This is a genomic window from Syntrophaceae bacterium (assembly GCA_013177825.1).
Taxonomy (GTDB): domain Bacteria; phylum Desulfobacterota; class Syntrophia; order Syntrophales; family PHBD01; genus PHBD01.
Genome location: JABLXX010000002.1, coordinates 595,192 through 611,073, shown reverse-complemented (window position 1 = coordinate 611,073; position 15,882 = coordinate 595,192). Strand labels below are relative to the sequence as shown.

Here is a 15,882-nt window from a genome sequence, read left to right as displayed (position 1 = left end):
CGGTCACATGGTCTCCAGGAGCTTGAGCCGGCCTGCTTCCGCCCATTTGCGGAAATGGGGGGCCAGCCCGAACTCGTCGAGGACGATCTGGGGGAACTGGATTGTCTCCACGGCCCCGGCGCCGATGAGGAGATCCGTCACGTATCCCCCCGTCAGGACAGGCGTCAGGGTGAGCCCGCGGATGCCGTTCCGGAGGATCTCCCGGATCACCGGCATGGGATTCATCGCCATCCCGGCACCGACACCGAGGTGCATCCCGTCTTCCACCATCCGGGCCGCTTCGGCCGCGGTCATGAGTTTGTCTTTCATCGTTCCGATCCTCTCCTGCCGGGATTCACGCCAACAGGATCGCCCCGTCAGCCTGTCCCGCGCATGTGGTCCGTTTGTAAGCCGGGAGGACGCCAGGGACGTCCGTTACCCTCATCATCTCCGATCCGGAAAGCAAGGCATCCCGGTCATGCCGACAGCCCGAACAGGCGGGCCGCATTGCCGTACAGCCACTTGTGCTTGACCGTCTCCTTCAGCGGCAGGTCCATGATGCCGTCGGCCAGTTGCCTGATCGTTCGCCCCATGAACAGCCAGGTTGAGCCGAACAGGATCTTGTCCTGGAGGACGGAGTTTCCCAGCTGCATCAGGGTCTCCCATCCCGAGCCGGGCATCCCGAGATACCGCGGATCGATAGAGGAGATGTCGATATACACGTTTTCGTTCCGCCGGACCACGGCCATCATCTCCGGAACCCAGGGCCAGCCGCCGTGGCCGGCGATGATCTTGAGCTCGGGGAAATCCTGCGCCACGATGTCGAAGTAAACCGGCCTCTCCACCTCCATGTTGTTGGTGGAGTAGTTGATCCCCGTATGGAACCAGACGGGGATGTCGAGCTCAACGCAGGTGGAGTAAAGGGGATACATCTTTGCATGATGGGGCGGAATGCCGAACATGAACGGCCGGACTCCGATCCCGCGCAGGCCCAGATCGTAAATGCGCCGGATCTCCCGCACCGCCGCCATGCCCTTCAGGGGATCGATCCCGGCCATGCCGATGAACCGATCCGGGTACTGTTTGACAACATCGGCATAGTAGTCGTTGGGCAGCCCCTTCAGCCCGCCGGGCGTTTCTTCATCCAGGTTGAAGATGACCGCCTTTTCCACGCCCATCTCGTCCAGCTGCCGGACGAAATCCTCCAGCTTCATGGACATGAATTTCATCTTCGGCGCCAGGGCCTTCCGCAGTTCCTCCTGACTCAACGTGATCTTCATCCGGTAAAATTCATCCGCGGTGATCCCCATCAGTGGGGCCACCCGCGGCCCGAAAACGTTCCTGAGGTAGGGGGCCATCTGGGGAGGCAGGGAGACGGGAAGATCCAGAACGACTTCTTCCGTGGGTACATAGCAAAGCGCGTCGATAATCCTGTACGGCCGATTCGTCTTCTTCCCTTCCGTCATGCGGTCACGCTCCTTTCGAAAGAAGGTTGATAACCTGCTTCATCACGACCTCGAGCTGCAGCTTCCGCCCCATGGTGATGTCCGGAGCGAAGCTGCGGAGAATGGCGAGCTCTTCTTCCGTCGGTGCCGGTGTCGTTTCCAGCCGGTCGGCAATCTTCAGGTTCCAGGGCACCTCGGCCCGGATCTCATCGACCGTCACCCCGGGGTGGAGCCCCGCCAGGTACATTTCCTTCGTGACCTCGTCGAACCTGAAGACGCCCCGGGTCGTAATGAGCACACTGGGCCCCGATCCTTCGGGCATCCCCGCCGCGTAACGCGAGTCGCCGCCTTCCAGATACCCGGGAGAGGTGAAGTAGTCCAGTTTTTCCACGAAGGTGCCGCCGCTCATGGTGAGAATGGCCCGGCCGGCGTAGCCGATGAACTCGGGGGCTCCCCCTGCACCGGTCATGCGGGTCGTGTAGTTGCCCGGCTCGCCCAGGTAGCTGCTGTTCATGTTGCCGAAGCGGTCGATCTGGCCGACACCGAGAAAGGTTACGTCCACGTAGCCCTGGTTCAGGACCGTGGTGAAGATGTCGATCATGTCGCACGAATAGGTGAATCCCCGGGTGCAGGTGGGATCGGCGATGTGGAGCGGGACCTTGAAGGGATCGATCCCCAGGAGGCCCGCCTCGGTGAGGATCACGGCGTTGGGGGCGTGGGTCCTCCTTGCCAGGACGCCCGCGGCCATGGCAATCCCCTGGCCGATCACGACGAATTCCCTGTCCTTCAGTTCCTTGGCGGCCCGCGAGACGATCAGCTCCTGGATCGTGAATCTAGTTCCCATCGATCAGCGCTCCTTTCGCGTCCAGCATGGCAACGAATTCCTGCATGGTCATGCCCATGCTCCTCGAGTATCCCTGATCATCCCAGTCCCGGGAGAACGTTGAACCGTAATCGGCCGGGACACTCTTGAACGGCCTGGCCCGGAACGCTTCGAGCGTATCCCTTCCGAACCTCTTTACATAATGCTCGATATACTCGTCGCGGTCCTTCACCTTGTGGATCCATTCGTCGAGCCAGAACTTCGCCGCATCCGGGTTGGCGGCGGACCCGACGAACAGGACCCGGAAGGGGAAATCATAGTCGTAATGCCCCAGCACCTCCGAGGGATGGGCGCCCCAGGGGCACTCGACGACGGCGCAGACCTTGTGGGAGGGAACGATCGTCAGGTGGGGTGAGGACATGATCACCTCCGTGTCGACGATCTCTTCGCACGAAAGGATTACTTTCTTTGCCGCCAGGGCCGCCCACTTGCTGTTGATCATGGCGCCCCAGAGCTGCCCGTTTCCGGCCCGGTCGGCTCGCTGGACGTGAATCAGGGCGAAATCGGGATTGAAGCCCTTGACGACCAGGGTGTCTTTCCCCGTGAAAGGATCCGGGAGCCGGGCGAACCGCTGATTCCCCATGAATCCGTTCCGTTTCACCACGTCCGTCACCTTGATGCCCGGCAGGACCGGCAGGAAGGGATACCCCATGGCCCCGGCCTTCATCATGGACAGGAGCGTGTGGTTTGTCATTTCCTCGACGGCAACCTGACCCTCTTTTATGGCACGATCGAGCGGGCTTACGATGCGGGGGCCGCCGGCCCTGAAATTGTAGGCCAGAACGAGACGGTCGATCACCTTGCTCAGGACCAGCTGGTCGATTTCTTCGATTCCGCCCTGCTGGAAGGCCATCAGGTTCCTCTTGCCCTGGCGGATCAGCTCATGGGTGAGCGCGAGGGGCATGCAATAGAGGCAATTTGCAAAAACGAAAGACTCCCCGTCGTTGACAAAACGCCCGATCGCCTCGGCTGCGGTCGTCCTTTTATCGGCATCCATGTATTTTTCCATCCGATCCTCCTTTCCGCACTTCAGGAGCGGTGCGTTTCCTTTTGATCGGGAAACGGCGGTCCGGGCACCCTCCATGTCTTCCTGTGGATCATATGCCTCCACTTCCCATTGAAAACGCCTTGCGCTACGTGCGCTCATCCGTCAGGGATCCGTCCGACGGATTCAATCCCCATGGGCAAAGTGCATGCCATCGTCAACGAGGCCGGTCATTTCAGACATCCACCTGTTTATGCGTTGGTTTTTATTCGGAGGGAGATGGGAGGGATTGTTGCTGGACCGTCAATCCGGCGACCACATGTGAACATCACATGGACAATGTATGTACGCTTTCCCGGGGGATTGACGACTCAGCATCCGCCTGAATTGTAGAGCCTTATCTTTTTGTACAGCGTGGTGCGGGACATCCCGATTTCTCTGGCAGCCCGGCTGATATTGCCGTGATGAAGCTCCAGAAGCCCGATGATGTGCTGTTTCTCGGCCTCTCCCGATTTCTGCCTGTACAATTCTCGAGCCGCACCCACGTCAATGGTGTCCGCTGAAGCCTTCGTCGCCCGATTGGCTTCATGGGACGACGCGACGGAAGGGACAGCCATCTTGATGTCCTGTGGCAGCTGGTCTGTCTCCAGGGAACTGCCCGACATCACATTGACCATGCGTTCGACCACATTCTGCAGTTCCCTCACGTTTCCAGGCCAGCTGTAATTGATCAGGTGCTTTTGAACATCGCTGCTGATCCTGCTGCTCTTCTTGTTTGCCTTCCGTTCCGCCATTTTCATGAAATGGTTGAACAGAAGCATGATATCCCCGCGCCGTTCCCTGAGCGGCGGGATTTTTATATTGATGACGTTCAGACGGTAGTACAGGTCGTTTCGAAAACTTCCGGTCCTCATCTCGCTGTAGAGGTCCTTGTTGGTCGCGCAGATAATGCGGACATCGACGGGAATCGCGTCGTGCCCGCCGATGCGGGTCAACCTTTTTTCCTGGATCACCCGCAGGAGAGACACCTGTTGATCAATGGACATGTCGCCGATTTCGTCCAGAAACAGCGTGCCTCCCGAAGCCAGTTCGAATTTTCCCGGGTTCCCGCTTTTTTTGGCCCCGGTAAAAGCGCCTTCCGCATAGCCGAACAGTTCACTGGCGATCAATTCCCGCGGGATGGCCCCGCAATTCACGGCAATGAACGGTCCCCGGCTCCTGGACCCATAGTTGTGGATGGCCTGCGCAAACAACTCTTTTCCCGTGCCGCTCGCGCCCTCGATCACGACACTGCTGTCGCCCAGCGCCGTGTTCTTGGCATTCTCGATCAGCGTCAGCATGATCGGGTCGTCGGTGATGATGTCTTCAAAGCGGAAGGTCGCCCGATAGCCGCTGAAACGCTGGATCAACCGATGCACATCCTTCATCGGCCTCAGAACGATGACCCCGCTCTGGACCGCCCCCTCTTCATCCAGAATCGGAGTTCCCGAAACCAGAAGATTGAGGGAGCCCTCCGCCGTCGGAAAGATGATTTCCTCGTCGCTGAACGTCTTCTTTTCCCGGAGCATTTTATTCAAGATGCCGTCCTCTTCCTCTAAAATCATGTTCGACAGCCGGCGCTTGATCTCTTCGGCGGCATGGCCCGACACATGGTCGAGGAATGCGTTCAGCAGCAGAACATCGCCGTCCTGGTTCACGGTGGCCACACCGTCGGATATGTTCTTGAGGATGTTGTTGAGATTCTGGTTCAGGAGCAGCAGTTCCTTGTTCGTTCGGTTCAATTCCTCCGTTCTCTCTTTGACGCGTGTTTCCAGTTCACTTCGCGATGCCTGCAATTCTTCGGTCAAACGCTTGTTTTCCGTGACGTCGACACACGCCATGATAATCGTGTTCTTCCCGTGCCACGGGGTGATCATCCAAAAGACATTGACCCACATCACCTGGCCGTTCTTCTTGATAATCCTGAATTCGCGGGTTGGAGGAACCGTTTCGCCGCGGAGCCTCGCCAGCCCTCGCGGTTTTATCCACAGGGCATCTTCGGGATGCGTTACTTCCCAGAATCTCTTTCCCCTGACCTCCTCCAGGGAGTAGCCCGTCATCTTTTCACCGACCGGATTCAGGTAGATGAATCCGTCAATATCGTAAACGCACACAATAATTTGAAGATCTTCCACCATCTGCCGGAAATCGATGTTTCCGACCCAGTCCTGCTTTGCCTGGAATATCGAGGCATCCGCGTGGTCGATTCGATCCTGCATATCATGTGGCTGGTCTTTCATTTCTTTTCCGTACCTCCGGTTGAAACGCCCTCTCGCATGGATGGAATGTCGGAAGGACCCGTCTTCCCGACCCCGAATCATCTACCACATCGGGAAACGGAATTCCGCCATTTTGGGGATCCCCCCAAGACGGGTCCGGTCACGCGGCCGGTTTTCGGGGAGAAGGTCAAGAAGGTCGAGCGCAGGGTGAGGAGGATCTGCGATGAAGCTTTTAGAGATTCCCACACAGAAACGAAAAAAGGGTTAGCCGAATCGGCTAACCCGTTGATTTCGATGGTCGGGGCGAGAGGATTTGAACCTCCGACCCTCTGAACCCCATTCAGATACGCTACCAGACTGCGCCACGCCCCGACACACTGGAGCAGCGTATACCATCGGGCACGGGGTGTGTCAAGCTGAATGGCAATCACGCCCTTGCTGGATGCGGTCCCGCCGTTCCTTCAGGAGCCGGATGCACAAGTCCGCTTCGATCCATTTCACGATCACAGGCACTCCGCAGATGGTCCTTACAACAAATTCCTCTCTGAATCCGGATCGTTCAATGCATTACATCCTCTGCCTTTCCGCTGTCTCCGTTCCGCTTGCGGGCGGTCCGTCACGGTCCACCCTGAATGCGGGACGTTCCGCACAGCGTCACCGGACGGCCGATGAGCGGTGCGTCGCCCGCTTCACAACCGGCTTGACCATCCCGGCAAATTCCGTTACTTGATGTCCGGTTCCAGTTTGATTCCGCTTCCCCGGCAATGAAAAAACAGGAACAGGAGGAGAGCCATCCATGAAGGGAAAACGATGGGCCGGGCCGGCGATCCTGTGTGCGCTTTTCCTGGCCGGGACAGTGATGGAAGCGGAGGCCTTCCGTTGCCGCAACGGAGGGCTGGTTTCGGAGGGTGACAGCAAGGCGAAGGTCATCCTGGAGTGCGGCCAACCCATGCTGAAGGAGAAGGTCGCCCGGATCGAATCCGGATCGGCCGTCGAAACGGACACGCGGGACAAAAAGAAGGCGACCAAACAGAAGAAGGTCCGCAGGAAGAAGCTGACCGTCGAGCGGTGGTCCTACAACTGCGGCGAGAACGACTTCATTTACCAGCTCTCGTTCGAGGGAGGGATCCTGAAGAAAGTGGAAACCGGAGGCCGGGGCAAGGGGCCGGCCCGCTGCCAGTGATGAATCGGAAAGAGGGCGGATTTGAAGTCTGCCCACCATAAACCGGAAAAGGGGACGGATTTGAAAACCGTCCCCTTTTCCGGAGCTCATCAGGAGGGAAAACCATGCAGAACTTCATCTTCGAAAACCCCACGAGGATCCTGTTCGGAAAGGGCCAGATCCGGCGGATCGGGACGGAGGTCCGCCGCTTCGGCACCAAAGCCCTCCTTGTCTACGGGTCCGGGAGCATCAAGCGGAACGGCGTCTTCGATCAGGTCATGGCCTCGCTCGGCGAGGCAGGGGTCGCTGTCGTGGAGTTTCCGGGCGCCCGTTCGAACCCGGTCCTCTCCCACGTCCGCAAGGGCATCGAACTGGCCCGCCGGGAGAGGGCGGACGTCGTCCTGGCCGTCGGGGGCGGAAGCGTCATCGACACGGCCAAGGCGATCGCCGCGGGCGCACCTGCCGACTGCGACGTCTGGGACTTCTTCCTCCGGAAAAGCGCCATCAAAAAGGCGCTGCCGGTCCTCACCGTGGTCACCGTCTCCGCCAGCGCCTCGGAGATGAATCCCGCCGCCGTCATCACCAACGAGGACGGCGCCCGGAAGTACAGCATCCGGGACATGGCGGTCCAGCCCAAAGCCTCCGTCCTGGACCCGACGGTCCTCTTCAGCCTTGACAGGGCTTACAGCGCCTACAGCGCCGTCGATATCATCGCCCACATGCTGGAGGGCTACTTCACCAACACCGCGACGGCGAGCGATCTCCAGGACGGCCTCGTGGAGACCCTGATGCACAGCGTCATGGAAAGCACCGGCGTCATCCTCCGGGAGCCGGACAACTACGAGGCCCGGGCGACCCTGATGTGGTCCGCCGTCCTGGGCTTCAACGGCCTCACCACGGCGGGGATGGGAGTCGTCGGCTTTCCCATGCACATGGTCGAGCACGCCCTGAGCGCCCTCTACGACATCGCCCACGGGGCGGGGCTCTCCATCGTCATGCCCGCCTGGATGACCTGGGCCGCCCGGCAGAACCCCGCCCGGTTCGCCCGTCTCGCCCGCCGGGTCTTCCACGTGGAGGCGATCGACGACGCGGAAGCCGCCCGGGAGGGTATCGAGAGCCTCCGGAAATGGTTCGCCGCCATCGGCAGCCCCGTGACGCTGGCGGAGGGGAAAATCCCCGAGGGCGGTATCGACGCCATCGCCGAAAATGCTTTTGCCCTCGCCCAGGTATGGGGACTCAAGAACTACTCGAAAGAAGCGATCCTCGATATCCTGTCCCTGTGCCGATGACGAATCCGGTTCAGGACAGGAACAGCAGAAGGAAGCAGAAGGCAGGAGCCCGCAAGGATGGATGTCACGAAAAAGTACGATAAACTGAAAGAGGAGATGGCGCAGGCGAAGCGCCGGATCTCCTTTCTGGAAAAGAAGCTGGCCGCCTTGGGCGGCACCTGGACCCATCCCTTTTCGAGTCTGCAGGAAGACGCCACGGCGAAACGAGCCGGGGAGGCCGTCTCGGAAAGCGAGCTGCAGTACCGGTCCCTCATCCAGAGCCTTCAGGAAACGGTCTATTTCCTCGACGTGGACGGAACGATCACGTTCGTCAGCCCCCAGGTCGAATCCGTACTGGGTTACCGCCCCGAGGAGATGATCGGGAAGCCCTTCATGTCCTTTATCCACCGTCAGGACCTCAAGGAGATGCTCAACCGCTTCGAAGTGGAAGGGCGCTCCGGGATGGAGCCCTGGGAAAGCAGGCTCCTCGCAAAGGACGGACGGTACGTCTGGGTGCGCGCCGCGATCAGCAGGCAGATTTACAGGGACGGACGGTACTGCGGCATCTCCGGAACCCTGTCGGATGTGACCGAGCGGCGGCGCATGGAGGAAGATCTTGCGGAGAGCCGGCGTCGCCTGGCCAACCTGATGGACCACCTTCCCGGCATGGCTTACCGGTGCAGCAACCACCGCTCCTGGACCCTCGACTATGCCAGCGCCGGCTGCCTGGAACTGACGGGCTACGCCCCTGACGAGCTGATCGGCAAACGCGCGATCACGTTCAGCGAGATTATCCATCCTGAAGACCGTGATCAGGTCTGGGACTCGATTCAGTCCTCCATCGCCGCCGCCCGGACCTATCGCCTCACATACCGGATCCGGTCAAAAGACGGGCAGGAAAAGTACGTCACGGAGCAGGGAAACGCAATCCCCTCGGCCGATGGCGAAATCACCGGTCTGGAAGGATTCATCAGCGACATAACGGATCAATATCTGGCCGAAAGCCGCGCCCGGGACAGTTTTGCCAGGCTTCGCCGGGCCCTGGGCGGTATCATCAAGGTCATGGCCTCCACCATTGAGTACCGCGACCCTTGCACGTCGGGCCACCAGCAGCGAGTGGCGGACCTGGCCCGGCGGATCGCCCAGGAAATGGGACTTCCGGCGGATCAGGTGGATGGCCTGCGCATGGCCGGCGTCATCCACGATATCGGCAAGGTTGCCGTACCGGCGGAGATTCTGGGCAAACCATCGGAGCTCGGCCCCATCGAGATGCTGCTCGTCAAGACCCACGCCCAGACCGGCTTCGAAATCCTCCGGGAAATCGAGTTTCCCTGGCCTATTGCCCGCATGGTCCTGGAGCATCACGAGCGACTGGACGGCACGGGCTATCCCAGCGGCCTCAAGGGAGACGAAATGCTCCTGGAATCGAAAATACTGGCCGTTGCGGACGTCGTGGAGGCCATGTGCTCCCACCGCCCCTACCGGCCGGCCCTCGGCGCGGAGGCAGCCATGGAGGAGATCCGGACCCATCGGGGAATCCTCTATGATGCAACCGTCGTCGATGCCTGCCTCCGTCTCTTCCGCGAAAAGGACTACCGGTTCGATTAGGAAGCCGGGGACAATTGCCCCGTTATCTCCTGATCCGCTCTCCAAAGAAATGACTCGGGTTCGTTCCGTCACCGCAAAAAAAGATCCTGCCCCTTCCGGTTTTTTGCTTGACGGCGTTTGCTTGGCGTGCAAAATATAGCCATGCCAAACACACGAAACGAAACACCTCCCCCGGCGGACGACCGCTTTATCTACCTGCTCTTCACGGCACAGCAGAAGATCAGGAACCATCTCAACGCGGCCTTGATCTCGCGCGGAGTCAGAGTCACGACCGCCCAGAGCGGCATCCTCTTCCTTCTCAAGCAGCGGGACGGGAGAACCATGACCGAGCTGAGCACGATCCTCGCCGTCGACAACTCCACCATGACGGGGCTGGCGGATCGCCTTGAACGGGCGGGGTACATCCGCCGCGACGCCAACCCGGGAGATCGACGGTCATCCCATCTGTACCTGACACCGGCGGGAAGGGAAGAATGCGACAAGGCCAAGGAGGTGATCCGGGCGGTGAACCGGCAGGTAAAGGAAGGTTTTCCGGAGGCGGATCTCGACGCCTTCCGTCGCATCCTGCAGGATATTTCCCGGAAATTCGGCCGCAACAACGGCCCCCAGAAGGCCGCTGACGGGGAGGAAAAGCCATGACGCGCCAGGAACGGGAACGAATCCAGCAGGAGGCCGATCGGGCCGCCCGGTTCGCCGAATCGGTCATCGACCCGCGCCGGATTGAGTTGTCGCAGACGGTCCTCTTTCCTTCAGACCTGTGGGAGCGCATGGGCCGGGAGGGTTTCTACCGGATCGGCATTCCGGCCGAAGCCGGCGGATCAGGCGGCGGAGCCCCGGCCGTCCAGGCCGTGGGCGAGGCCCTGGCCTTCCACGGCGGCTGTCTCGGCGTGGTCCTCTCGTGGCTGATCCAGGTGATGGTCATCCGGTGGGTGCTCCTGCCGGACGCCACGGAGGAACAGTGCCGGCTGTGGCTGCCTTCCGTCACGTCGGGCCGGACGATCATCTCGCTCGCAGCCTCGGAGCCGAAGGTGGGAGCCCATCCAAAGCACCTGAAGACCTCGGCGGTTCCGAAGAACGGCGGGTGGGTCCTCAACGGAGAAAAATCGATGCTTTCCAACGGGCCCATGGCGGGTCTTTTCGTTGTCCTGGCCGTAACCGGAAGCTCGGATAACCGAAAGTCCTTCGGCACATTCCTGGTGCCCGCCGACACACCGGGGCTGGTCCGGGCCGAGCCGACGGACCTGAAGGCCCTGCACCCCTCCCCTCACGGCGGGATCCTCCTGGCGGACTGCTTCATACCCCCGGAGGCCGCCCTGGGCGAGACGACCGACGCCTACCGGCGCTCGGCGTATCCCTTCCGGGAGATCGAGGACACGCTCCTCATGGGCCCCGTCACGGGCATGCTGTTCCGCCAGGCCCGGCGGCTATCGGCCCTCCTTCGCACCGGCGCCGACCCCGGTGAGGAAATCCGGGCGGACCTGGGGAGGCTGTCGGCCCAGCTCGACATGATCCGGATCCTGGCCCGCGAGGCGGCGGTGCTCCTCGAATACCCCGACGCCTCCCGCCCCTTGTTCTCGCTGCTTTTCACCTTTCGCGAAATGGCGGACCACTGCCAGTTCCTCCTGGACGACCTGGCCTCGCAGGCGGGGTTCGCCGGCGACAGCGACCTGGCCGGGTGGGCCCTGGACACCCGCTTCACCCTTTCGGTGGGACGGAACGTGCTCAAACTCCGACTGCAAAAGGCGGGGCTCGACTTCATCAACAAACCGAAGTGACACACATCGGACGGACGGAAAGAAACTCATGAACAACGACAGACAGAACCGGATCGCGTCCTGGGAGGCGGTCCAGCAGGGTTTCCGAGGGACGGGATACATCGCCGACCGCGCGATCGCCACGACGGTGTACCTCGCCTGGCACCTGGGGAAACCGATCCTCGTGGAAGGGCCCGCCGGCGTCGGCAAGACGGAGCTGGCAAAGACGGCCGCCGCTTTCCTGGATCTCGAGCTGATCCGCCTCCAGTGCTACGAGGGGCTCGACGAGGCGAAGGCTCTCTATGAGTGGAAATACGGGAAACAGCTCCTTTATACCCAGCTCCTGAAGGACAAGCTCGACGAGATCGTCTCCCGGGACAACGGCTTCTCCGCGGCCATCGACAAGCTTCACCGGTACGACGACATCTTCTTCTCCCGACACTTCCTGGAGCCCCGGCCCCTCCTGAAGGCCCTGGAGAACCCGGACGGCGCGGTCCTCCTGGTGGACGAGATCGACAAGGCCGACGAGGAGTTCGAGGCCTTTCTCCTGGAGATCCTCTCGGACTACCAGGTCTCCATCCCGGAGATCGGGACGGTCGCCGCGGTATCCCGCCCCTTCGTCTTCCTCACCAGCAACAACACCCGGGAACTCAGCGAGGCTCTGAAACGGCGCTGCCTCCACCTCTTCATCCCCTACCCCGACGCCGCCCTGGAGCGCAGGATCGTCCGGAGCCGCGTTCCGGATCTGCCGGCGCGGCTGGAAAAGCAGCTTGTTTCTTTCATTCAGCAGATCCGCGGGCTCGACCTGAAGAAGGCCCCTTCCATCAGCGAAACCATCGACTGGGCACGCGTGGTCGTCCTTCTCCATGCGGAGCGCCTCACGTCGGAGGTCGTGCGGGACACCCTGCACGTCTTTCTGAAGTACCAGGACGACGTGCACACCGTGGAGGAGCGGATGCCGCAGCTCACAACGATGCTCCTGCGCAACGACGGAGGCTGACACCGTGGACCGGGTGCTGGAGGATTTTGTCACGGCCCTGCGGCTGTCGGGAGTCAGGATCTCCGTCGCCGAGACCCTCGACGCCTGCTCCGCCGCGGCGCTGGTGGGGTATGGAAACCGTCTGCTCCTGAAGGATTCCCTCGGTGCCGCCCTGGCCAAATCGGGCCATGAAAAAGACCTGTTTTCCGATACCTTCGACCGCTTCTTCAGCGACTTCACGTGCACCGCCGCCCTCCCGGAGCGGGACGACGGAGTCGACCGTGAAGCGACGCTTCCGGAGGATCCCCTGAGCCGGATGCTTCTCCAGGGGGATCAGGCCTCCCTTGCGGCGGCCCTCCAGGAAGCGGCCCGAGCCGCGGACATCCGGGCCATCCGCCTGCCGACGCAGCGCAGCCTCTACACCGTCCGGATCCTCAACGCGCTGGGAATCGATGGGCTCGACAGCACGATCAGGACCTTTTCGGGGGCCGGCAGCGGGGGGCCCCTGGCCCAGGCCGATGCTCTCCAGGCGGCCCGGCAGGAACTGGTGGACAACGTCCGGCAGTATGTGGAACGCCAGCTAGACCTCTACGGCCGCGGCATCGTCAATGAATACCTTGAGGAGGCCCTCCGGAAGACCCGCCTCTCCCACCTGGAGCAACGCCACTTCGAGAAGATGGGCGAGCTGATCCAACGCCTCGTCAAACGGCTCAACGACATCCACTCGCGACGCCGGAAAGCCGCCCGGCGGGGCCACCTGGACTTCAAGAGGACCCTCCGGCACAACGTGCCTTACGGAGGCTTCATTTTCGACCCGAAATGGAAGCAGCGGAAGGTGAACCGGCCCGACGTGCTGGTTATCTGCGACATCAGCCGGTCCATGATGCGGCTCGTCCGCTTCTTCCTCCTGTTTCTCTACGGCCTCAACGAGGAGATCCTCCGCATCCGCACCTTTGTCTTCTGCTCGAATCTGATCGATGTGTCGGACGTCTTCGAGCGGTACCCGGTGGAGGTTGCCGTGGATCGCCTCCAGCAGGGGACGGACCTGCCGATCGTCATGGGCCTCACGGACTACGCCCGGTCGCTCGACGACTTCCGGCTGCAGTACCTCAACCTCGTGACGCGCCGGACGACGGTCCTGTTCCTCGGAGACGGGAGAAACAACAACGCCGACCCGGGGACTCACGTCCTGCGGGACATCTACCAGCGGTGCAAGCGCCTCGTCTGGCTGAACCCGGAACCGCGCCCCTTCTGGGGCACCGGCGACTCGGAGATGAAGCGCTTCCTGCCCTATTGCCACGCGGCCCGGGAGTGCAACACCCTGGACCACCTGGAGAGGGTGATCGGGTCCTTGCTCGCCGCCACGCGGCATTAGCCCGGGCGGTTGAAAAGAGCCCGTCTGCGGCGTTCCCCTCGTCCTTCGCCATTCGACGTACCTCAAGGTACGCCTCATGGCTCATGACCTCGGGAGCCTTGCATCCAACCCCTTTTGAACCGCCCGGAAAGGGAGTCGAGTCCGGGCGGTTCAAAATTATCCGTCTGCAGGGAGAAAAGAAAATGGAAAGGAAAGAGGAAGGGAAACAGTCCTGCAATGCCTGCCTGTACTTCGAGGACGAGACCGAGGGCGCTCGGACTCACTGCTGGCGCTTCGCCCGCTTCGTCGATCACGTCATCACCGATGCTACACGCGACTGCGCCTACTGGACGCCCAAGGCATAAAGAAGCGGGACAGCAAAAGGGAGCGGATTTGAAATCCGTTCTCCTTCCTTATTTTTTCTTTTTTAATAGAGAATCAGGCGCGGATGGGAGGTCGGCATGCGGGATCAGGGCTTCCCTCGCGCTCAGAAGCGTTTTATCGACCCTGCAACGTCTCGCTCCGCTGCAAAGTCATAACTCGCACCGGACGGTGCTCAGACAGATGACTTTGCGGGCGCTTCGCTGCGACGGCAGGGTGCCCCGAAAAAGCCGCTATTCGCGCTCCGGGAAGCCCCCCTCCCCGACCGATGTTCGCGGGGGCGCGACCGGGGGTTTCCAGAGGAGCAATTGGGACTTTTTTCCCATCCCTCCAGCCTGACGGACCTTCGACGACGGATCGCGGGAAAAAAGTCCGCGACGGCGGAAGCCCCCGTGGCAGCCCCCGCGCCCTGATGCGAAGTCAAAGAAAAGAGGAGCACGGATTTCAAATCCGTCGGTTTCTCCGAGGCCGGCATTCTCCAGGATTACTTCCAGACCTCGGGGTTGACGAGGTTCGGCGGCCGCTCGCCCCGCAGTCCCGCCAGGAGATTCGTCACGGCCAAGTCGGCCATCTTCATCCGTGTCTCCCACGTGGCACTCCCGACATGGGGCAGGAGAACGGCGTTGTCCAGTTCCGCCAGTCCGGGTGCCAGGCGGGGCTCATCCTCGTAAACGTCCAGGCCGGCCCCGCCGATGGTTCCGGCTCGGAGGGCGTTCACAAGGGCCTTCTCGTCCACCACGGGACCCCGGGAGGTGTTGATCAGAACCGCCGAGGGCTTCATGCACCCCAGGGCTTCCCGGTTGATCAGATGGCGGGTCTCCTGTGTCAGGGGAACGTGGAGAGACACGATGTCCGCCTCCGCCAGGAGGTCCGGGAGAGACCGGAAGGAGGCTCCCAGGGCTTCCTCCTCCGCGGGGTTCAGGCGGGTCCGGCCGGAGTAGAGAACCGGCATGCCGAATCCCCGGGCTCGTCGGGCCACGGCCTGTCCGATGCGTCCCATCCCCACGATCCCGAGGGTTTTGCCGGAGACCTCGCTGCCGAGAAAGAGAAACGGCGCCCAGTAACGGAACCGTCCTTCCCGGACCATCCTGTCCCCTTCGACCACCCGGCGGTTCACCGCCAGGATCAGGGCAAACGCCACATCCGCCGTGGCATCCGTCAGCACCCCCGGCGTGTTGGAAACGGCGATTCCCCGGGCCGTGGCGGCTGCCACGTCGATGTTGTTGAATCCCACGCCGAAGTTGGCGATCATCCGGAGGCCCGGCGCCCGGTCCATGGCCTCGGCATCCACCGCGTCCGTGATCGAAGGCAGCAGGCCCTCCTTTCCCACAATCCGCTCCAGGAAATCCTTTCGCTCCATGGGGCGGTCTTCGGCATGGAAATCCGCCTCGCACTCGCCCCCCAGGCGGTCGAGAAGCTCCTTCGGCAGGTTGAGGGTCACCAGCACTTTCTTCTTCATCGTCGCCTCCCCGGAAAACAGGTCGGATTTATTCGTGCAGAGCAAAAACAAACTCTGACCCGCTTTTTCTCTACAGGAAGAAATCCGCGACCTGCAACACCTCGCTCACGGAGCGTACCAGCGCCAGGACCGGGACGTGGTCCGGATGGACCTGGTAGCGCTTCAGTGCCTCCACGTCCTCGAAATCGGCCACGAGGGCGAAATCGACGGAACGCTCCGTCCGGAGAACGTCAGCCCCGAAGGCCCACCCCTTGATTTCCTGGATTTTCGCCGGCAGGCCTCCCAGGGCCTTTTTCACTTCCTCCACCTGCTCCGCCGTCACCCCGGCCTTGAACTTCACGAATACCACGTGCCTGAGCATATTATT

Annotated in this window: 15 protein-coding genes and 1 tRNA gene; 8 read left to right on the top strand and 8 right to left on the bottom strand. The window is 61.5% G+C overall.

Annotated features, from left to right (window positions below):
* Positions 1–3: 3 nt before the first annotated feature.
* The 6 genes from HPY65_07470 to HPY65_07445 form a co-directional block, all read right to left on the bottom strand.
* Positions 4–309 carry a hypothetical protein gene (locus HPY65_07470; protein NPU84312.1) on the bottom strand — a complete coding sequence of 102 codons (306 nt, stop codon included), beginning with the start codon at positions 307–309 and terminating at the stop codon, positions 4–6.
* 146 nt (positions 310–455) lie between these two features.
* Positions 456–1,445: an amidohydrolase gene (locus tag HPY65_07465; protein ID NPU84311.1), complete on the bottom strand. Its 990-nt coding sequence runs from the start codon at positions 1,443–1,445 to the stop codon at positions 456–458.
* A gap of 4 nt (positions 1,446–1,449) precedes the next feature.
* Positions 1,450–2,268 carry a CoA-transferase subunit beta gene (locus HPY65_07460; GenBank protein NPU84310.1) on the bottom strand — a complete coding sequence of 273 codons (819 nt, stop codon included), beginning with the start codon at positions 2,266–2,268 and terminating at the stop codon, positions 1,450–1,452.
* Entirely contained in the window at positions 2,258–3,316 is a 1,059-nt protein-coding gene (locus HPY65_07455) for a CoA transferase subunit A (GenBank protein NPU84309.1), read from the bottom strand. Before HPY65_07455 ends, HPY65_07460 begins: the two co-directional genes overlap by 11 nt.
* A gap of 347 nt (positions 3,317–3,663) precedes the next feature.
* Complete coding sequence (locus HPY65_07450; GenBank protein ID NPU84308.1) at positions 3,664–5,571, bottom strand: sigma 54-interacting transcriptional regulator; 1,908 nt, start codon at positions 5,569–5,571, stop codon at positions 3,664–3,666.
* A 274-nt stretch (positions 5,572–5,845) separates the two neighbouring features.
* Positions 5,846–5,922 (bottom strand) — tRNA-Pro (locus HPY65_07445).
* A 424-nt stretch (positions 5,923–6,346) separates the two neighbouring features.
* On the opposite strand from HPY65_07445, the gene HPY65_07440 reads away from it, so the two are divergent.
* The 8 genes from HPY65_07440 to HPY65_07405 all read left to right on the top strand — a co-directional run bounded on the left by HPY65_07440 (position 6,347) and on the right by HPY65_07405 (position 14,040).
* Positions 6,347–6,733, top strand: coding sequence for a DUF2845 domain-containing protein (locus HPY65_07440; protein NPU84307.1), 387 nt, complete (start codon positions 6,347–6,349; stop codon positions 6,731–6,733).
* 104 nt (positions 6,734–6,837) lie between these two features.
* Positions 6,838–8,001 carry an iron-containing alcohol dehydrogenase gene (locus HPY65_07435; protein ID NPU84306.1) on the top strand — a complete coding sequence of 388 codons (1,164 nt, stop codon included), beginning with the start codon at positions 6,838–6,840 and terminating at the stop codon, positions 7,999–8,001.
* 57 nt (positions 8,002–8,058) lie between these two features.
* A complete protein-coding gene (locus HPY65_07430) occupies positions 8,059–9,588 on the top strand; it encodes a PAS domain S-box protein (GenBank protein NPU84305.1) in 1,530 nt (509 codons plus the stop codon).
* Positions 9,589–9,729: 141 nt separating this feature from the next.
* Complete coding sequence (locus tag HPY65_07425) at positions 9,730–10,227, top strand: MarR family transcriptional regulator (protein ID NPU84304.1); 498 nt, start codon at positions 9,730–9,732, stop codon at positions 10,225–10,227.
* Entirely contained in the window at positions 10,224–11,363 is a 1,140-nt protein-coding gene (locus HPY65_07420; protein NPU84303.1) for an acyl-CoA dehydrogenase, read from the top strand. The genes HPY65_07425 and HPY65_07420 overlap by 4 nt, the downstream gene beginning before the upstream one ends.
* Before the next feature lie 28 nt (positions 11,364–11,391).
* Positions 11,392–12,342, top strand: coding sequence for a MoxR family ATPase (locus tag HPY65_07415; protein ID NPU84302.1), 951 nt, complete (start codon positions 11,392–11,394; stop codon positions 12,340–12,342).
* A gap of 4 nt (positions 12,343–12,346) precedes the next feature.
* Positions 12,347–13,696: a VWA domain-containing protein gene (locus tag HPY65_07410; GenBank protein NPU84301.1), complete on the top strand. Its 1,350-nt coding sequence runs from the start codon at positions 12,347–12,349 to the stop codon at positions 13,694–13,696.
* A 182-nt stretch (positions 13,697–13,878) separates the two neighbouring features.
* Positions 13,879–14,040, top strand: coding sequence for a hypothetical protein (locus tag HPY65_07405; GenBank protein ID NPU84300.1), 162 nt, complete (start codon positions 13,879–13,881; stop codon positions 14,038–14,040).
* Positions 14,041–14,540: 500 nt separating this feature from the next.
* Here HPY65_07405 and HPY65_07400 read toward each other — a convergent pair whose 3' ends face one another.
* Together HPY65_07400 and HPY65_07395 are read right to left on the bottom strand one after the other, a co-directional pair.
* The gene (locus HPY65_07400; GenBank protein ID NPU84299.1) at positions 14,541–15,515 is read right to left on the bottom strand and encodes a D-glycerate dehydrogenase; all 975 of its coding nucleotides are present in this window, start codon (positions 15,513–15,515) and stop codon (positions 14,541–14,543) included.
* 70 nt (positions 15,516–15,585) lie between these two features.
* Positions 15,586–15,876, bottom strand: coding sequence for a Dabb family protein (locus HPY65_07395; GenBank protein NPU84298.1), 291 nt, complete (start codon positions 15,874–15,876; stop codon positions 15,586–15,588).
* Between the last annotated feature and the right edge of the window lie 6 nt (positions 15,877–15,882).

Bases quoted from the DNA above. Each gene is read 5' to 3' on its own strand.
- HPY65_07470 (NPU84312.1), bottom strand. From the start codon at position 309: ATGAAAGACAAACTCATGACCGCGGCCGAAGCGGCCCGGATGGTGGAA.
- HPY65_07465 (NPU84311.1), bottom strand. From the start codon at position 1,445: ATGACGGAAGGGAAGAAGACGAATCGGCCGTACAGGATTATCGACGCG.
- HPY65_07460 (NPU84310.1), bottom strand. From the start codon at position 2,268: ATGGGAACTAGATTCACGATCCAGGAGCTGATCGTCTCGCGGGCCGCC.
- HPY65_07455 (NPU84309.1), bottom strand. From the start codon at position 3,316: ATGGAAAAATACATGGATGCCGATAAAAGGACGACCGCAGCCGAGGCG.
- HPY65_07450 (NPU84308.1), bottom strand. From the start codon at position 5,571: ATGAAAGACCAGCCACATGATATGCAGGATCGAATCGACCACGCGGAT.
- HPY65_07440 (NPU84307.1), top strand. From the start codon at position 6,347: ATGAAGGGAAAACGATGGGCCGGGCCGGCGATCCTGTGTGCGCTTTTC.
- HPY65_07435 (NPU84306.1), top strand. From the start codon at position 6,838: ATGCAGAACTTCATCTTCGAAAACCCCACGAGGATCCTGTTCGGAAAG.
- HPY65_07430 (NPU84305.1), top strand. From the start codon at position 8,059: ATGGATGTCACGAAAAAGTACGATAAACTGAAAGAGGAGATGGCGCAG.
- HPY65_07425 (NPU84304.1), top strand. From the start codon at position 9,730: ATGCCAAACACACGAAACGAAACACCTCCCCCGGCGGACGACCGCTTT.
- HPY65_07420 (NPU84303.1), top strand. From the start codon at position 10,224: ATGACGCGCCAGGAACGGGAACGAATCCAGCAGGAGGCCGATCGGGCC.
- HPY65_07415 (NPU84302.1), top strand. From the start codon at position 11,392: ATGAACAACGACAGACAGAACCGGATCGCGTCCTGGGAGGCGGTCCAG.
- HPY65_07405 (NPU84300.1), top strand. From the start codon at position 13,879: ATGGAAAGGAAAGAGGAAGGGAAACAGTCCTGCAATGCCTGCCTGTAC.
- HPY65_07400 (NPU84299.1), bottom strand. From the start codon at position 15,515: ATGAAGAAGAAAGTGCTGGTGACCCTCAACCTGCCGAAGGAGCTTCTC.
- HPY65_07395 (NPU84298.1), bottom strand. From the start codon at position 15,876: ATGCTCAGGCACGTGGTATTCGTGAAGTTCAAGGCCGGGGTGACGGCG.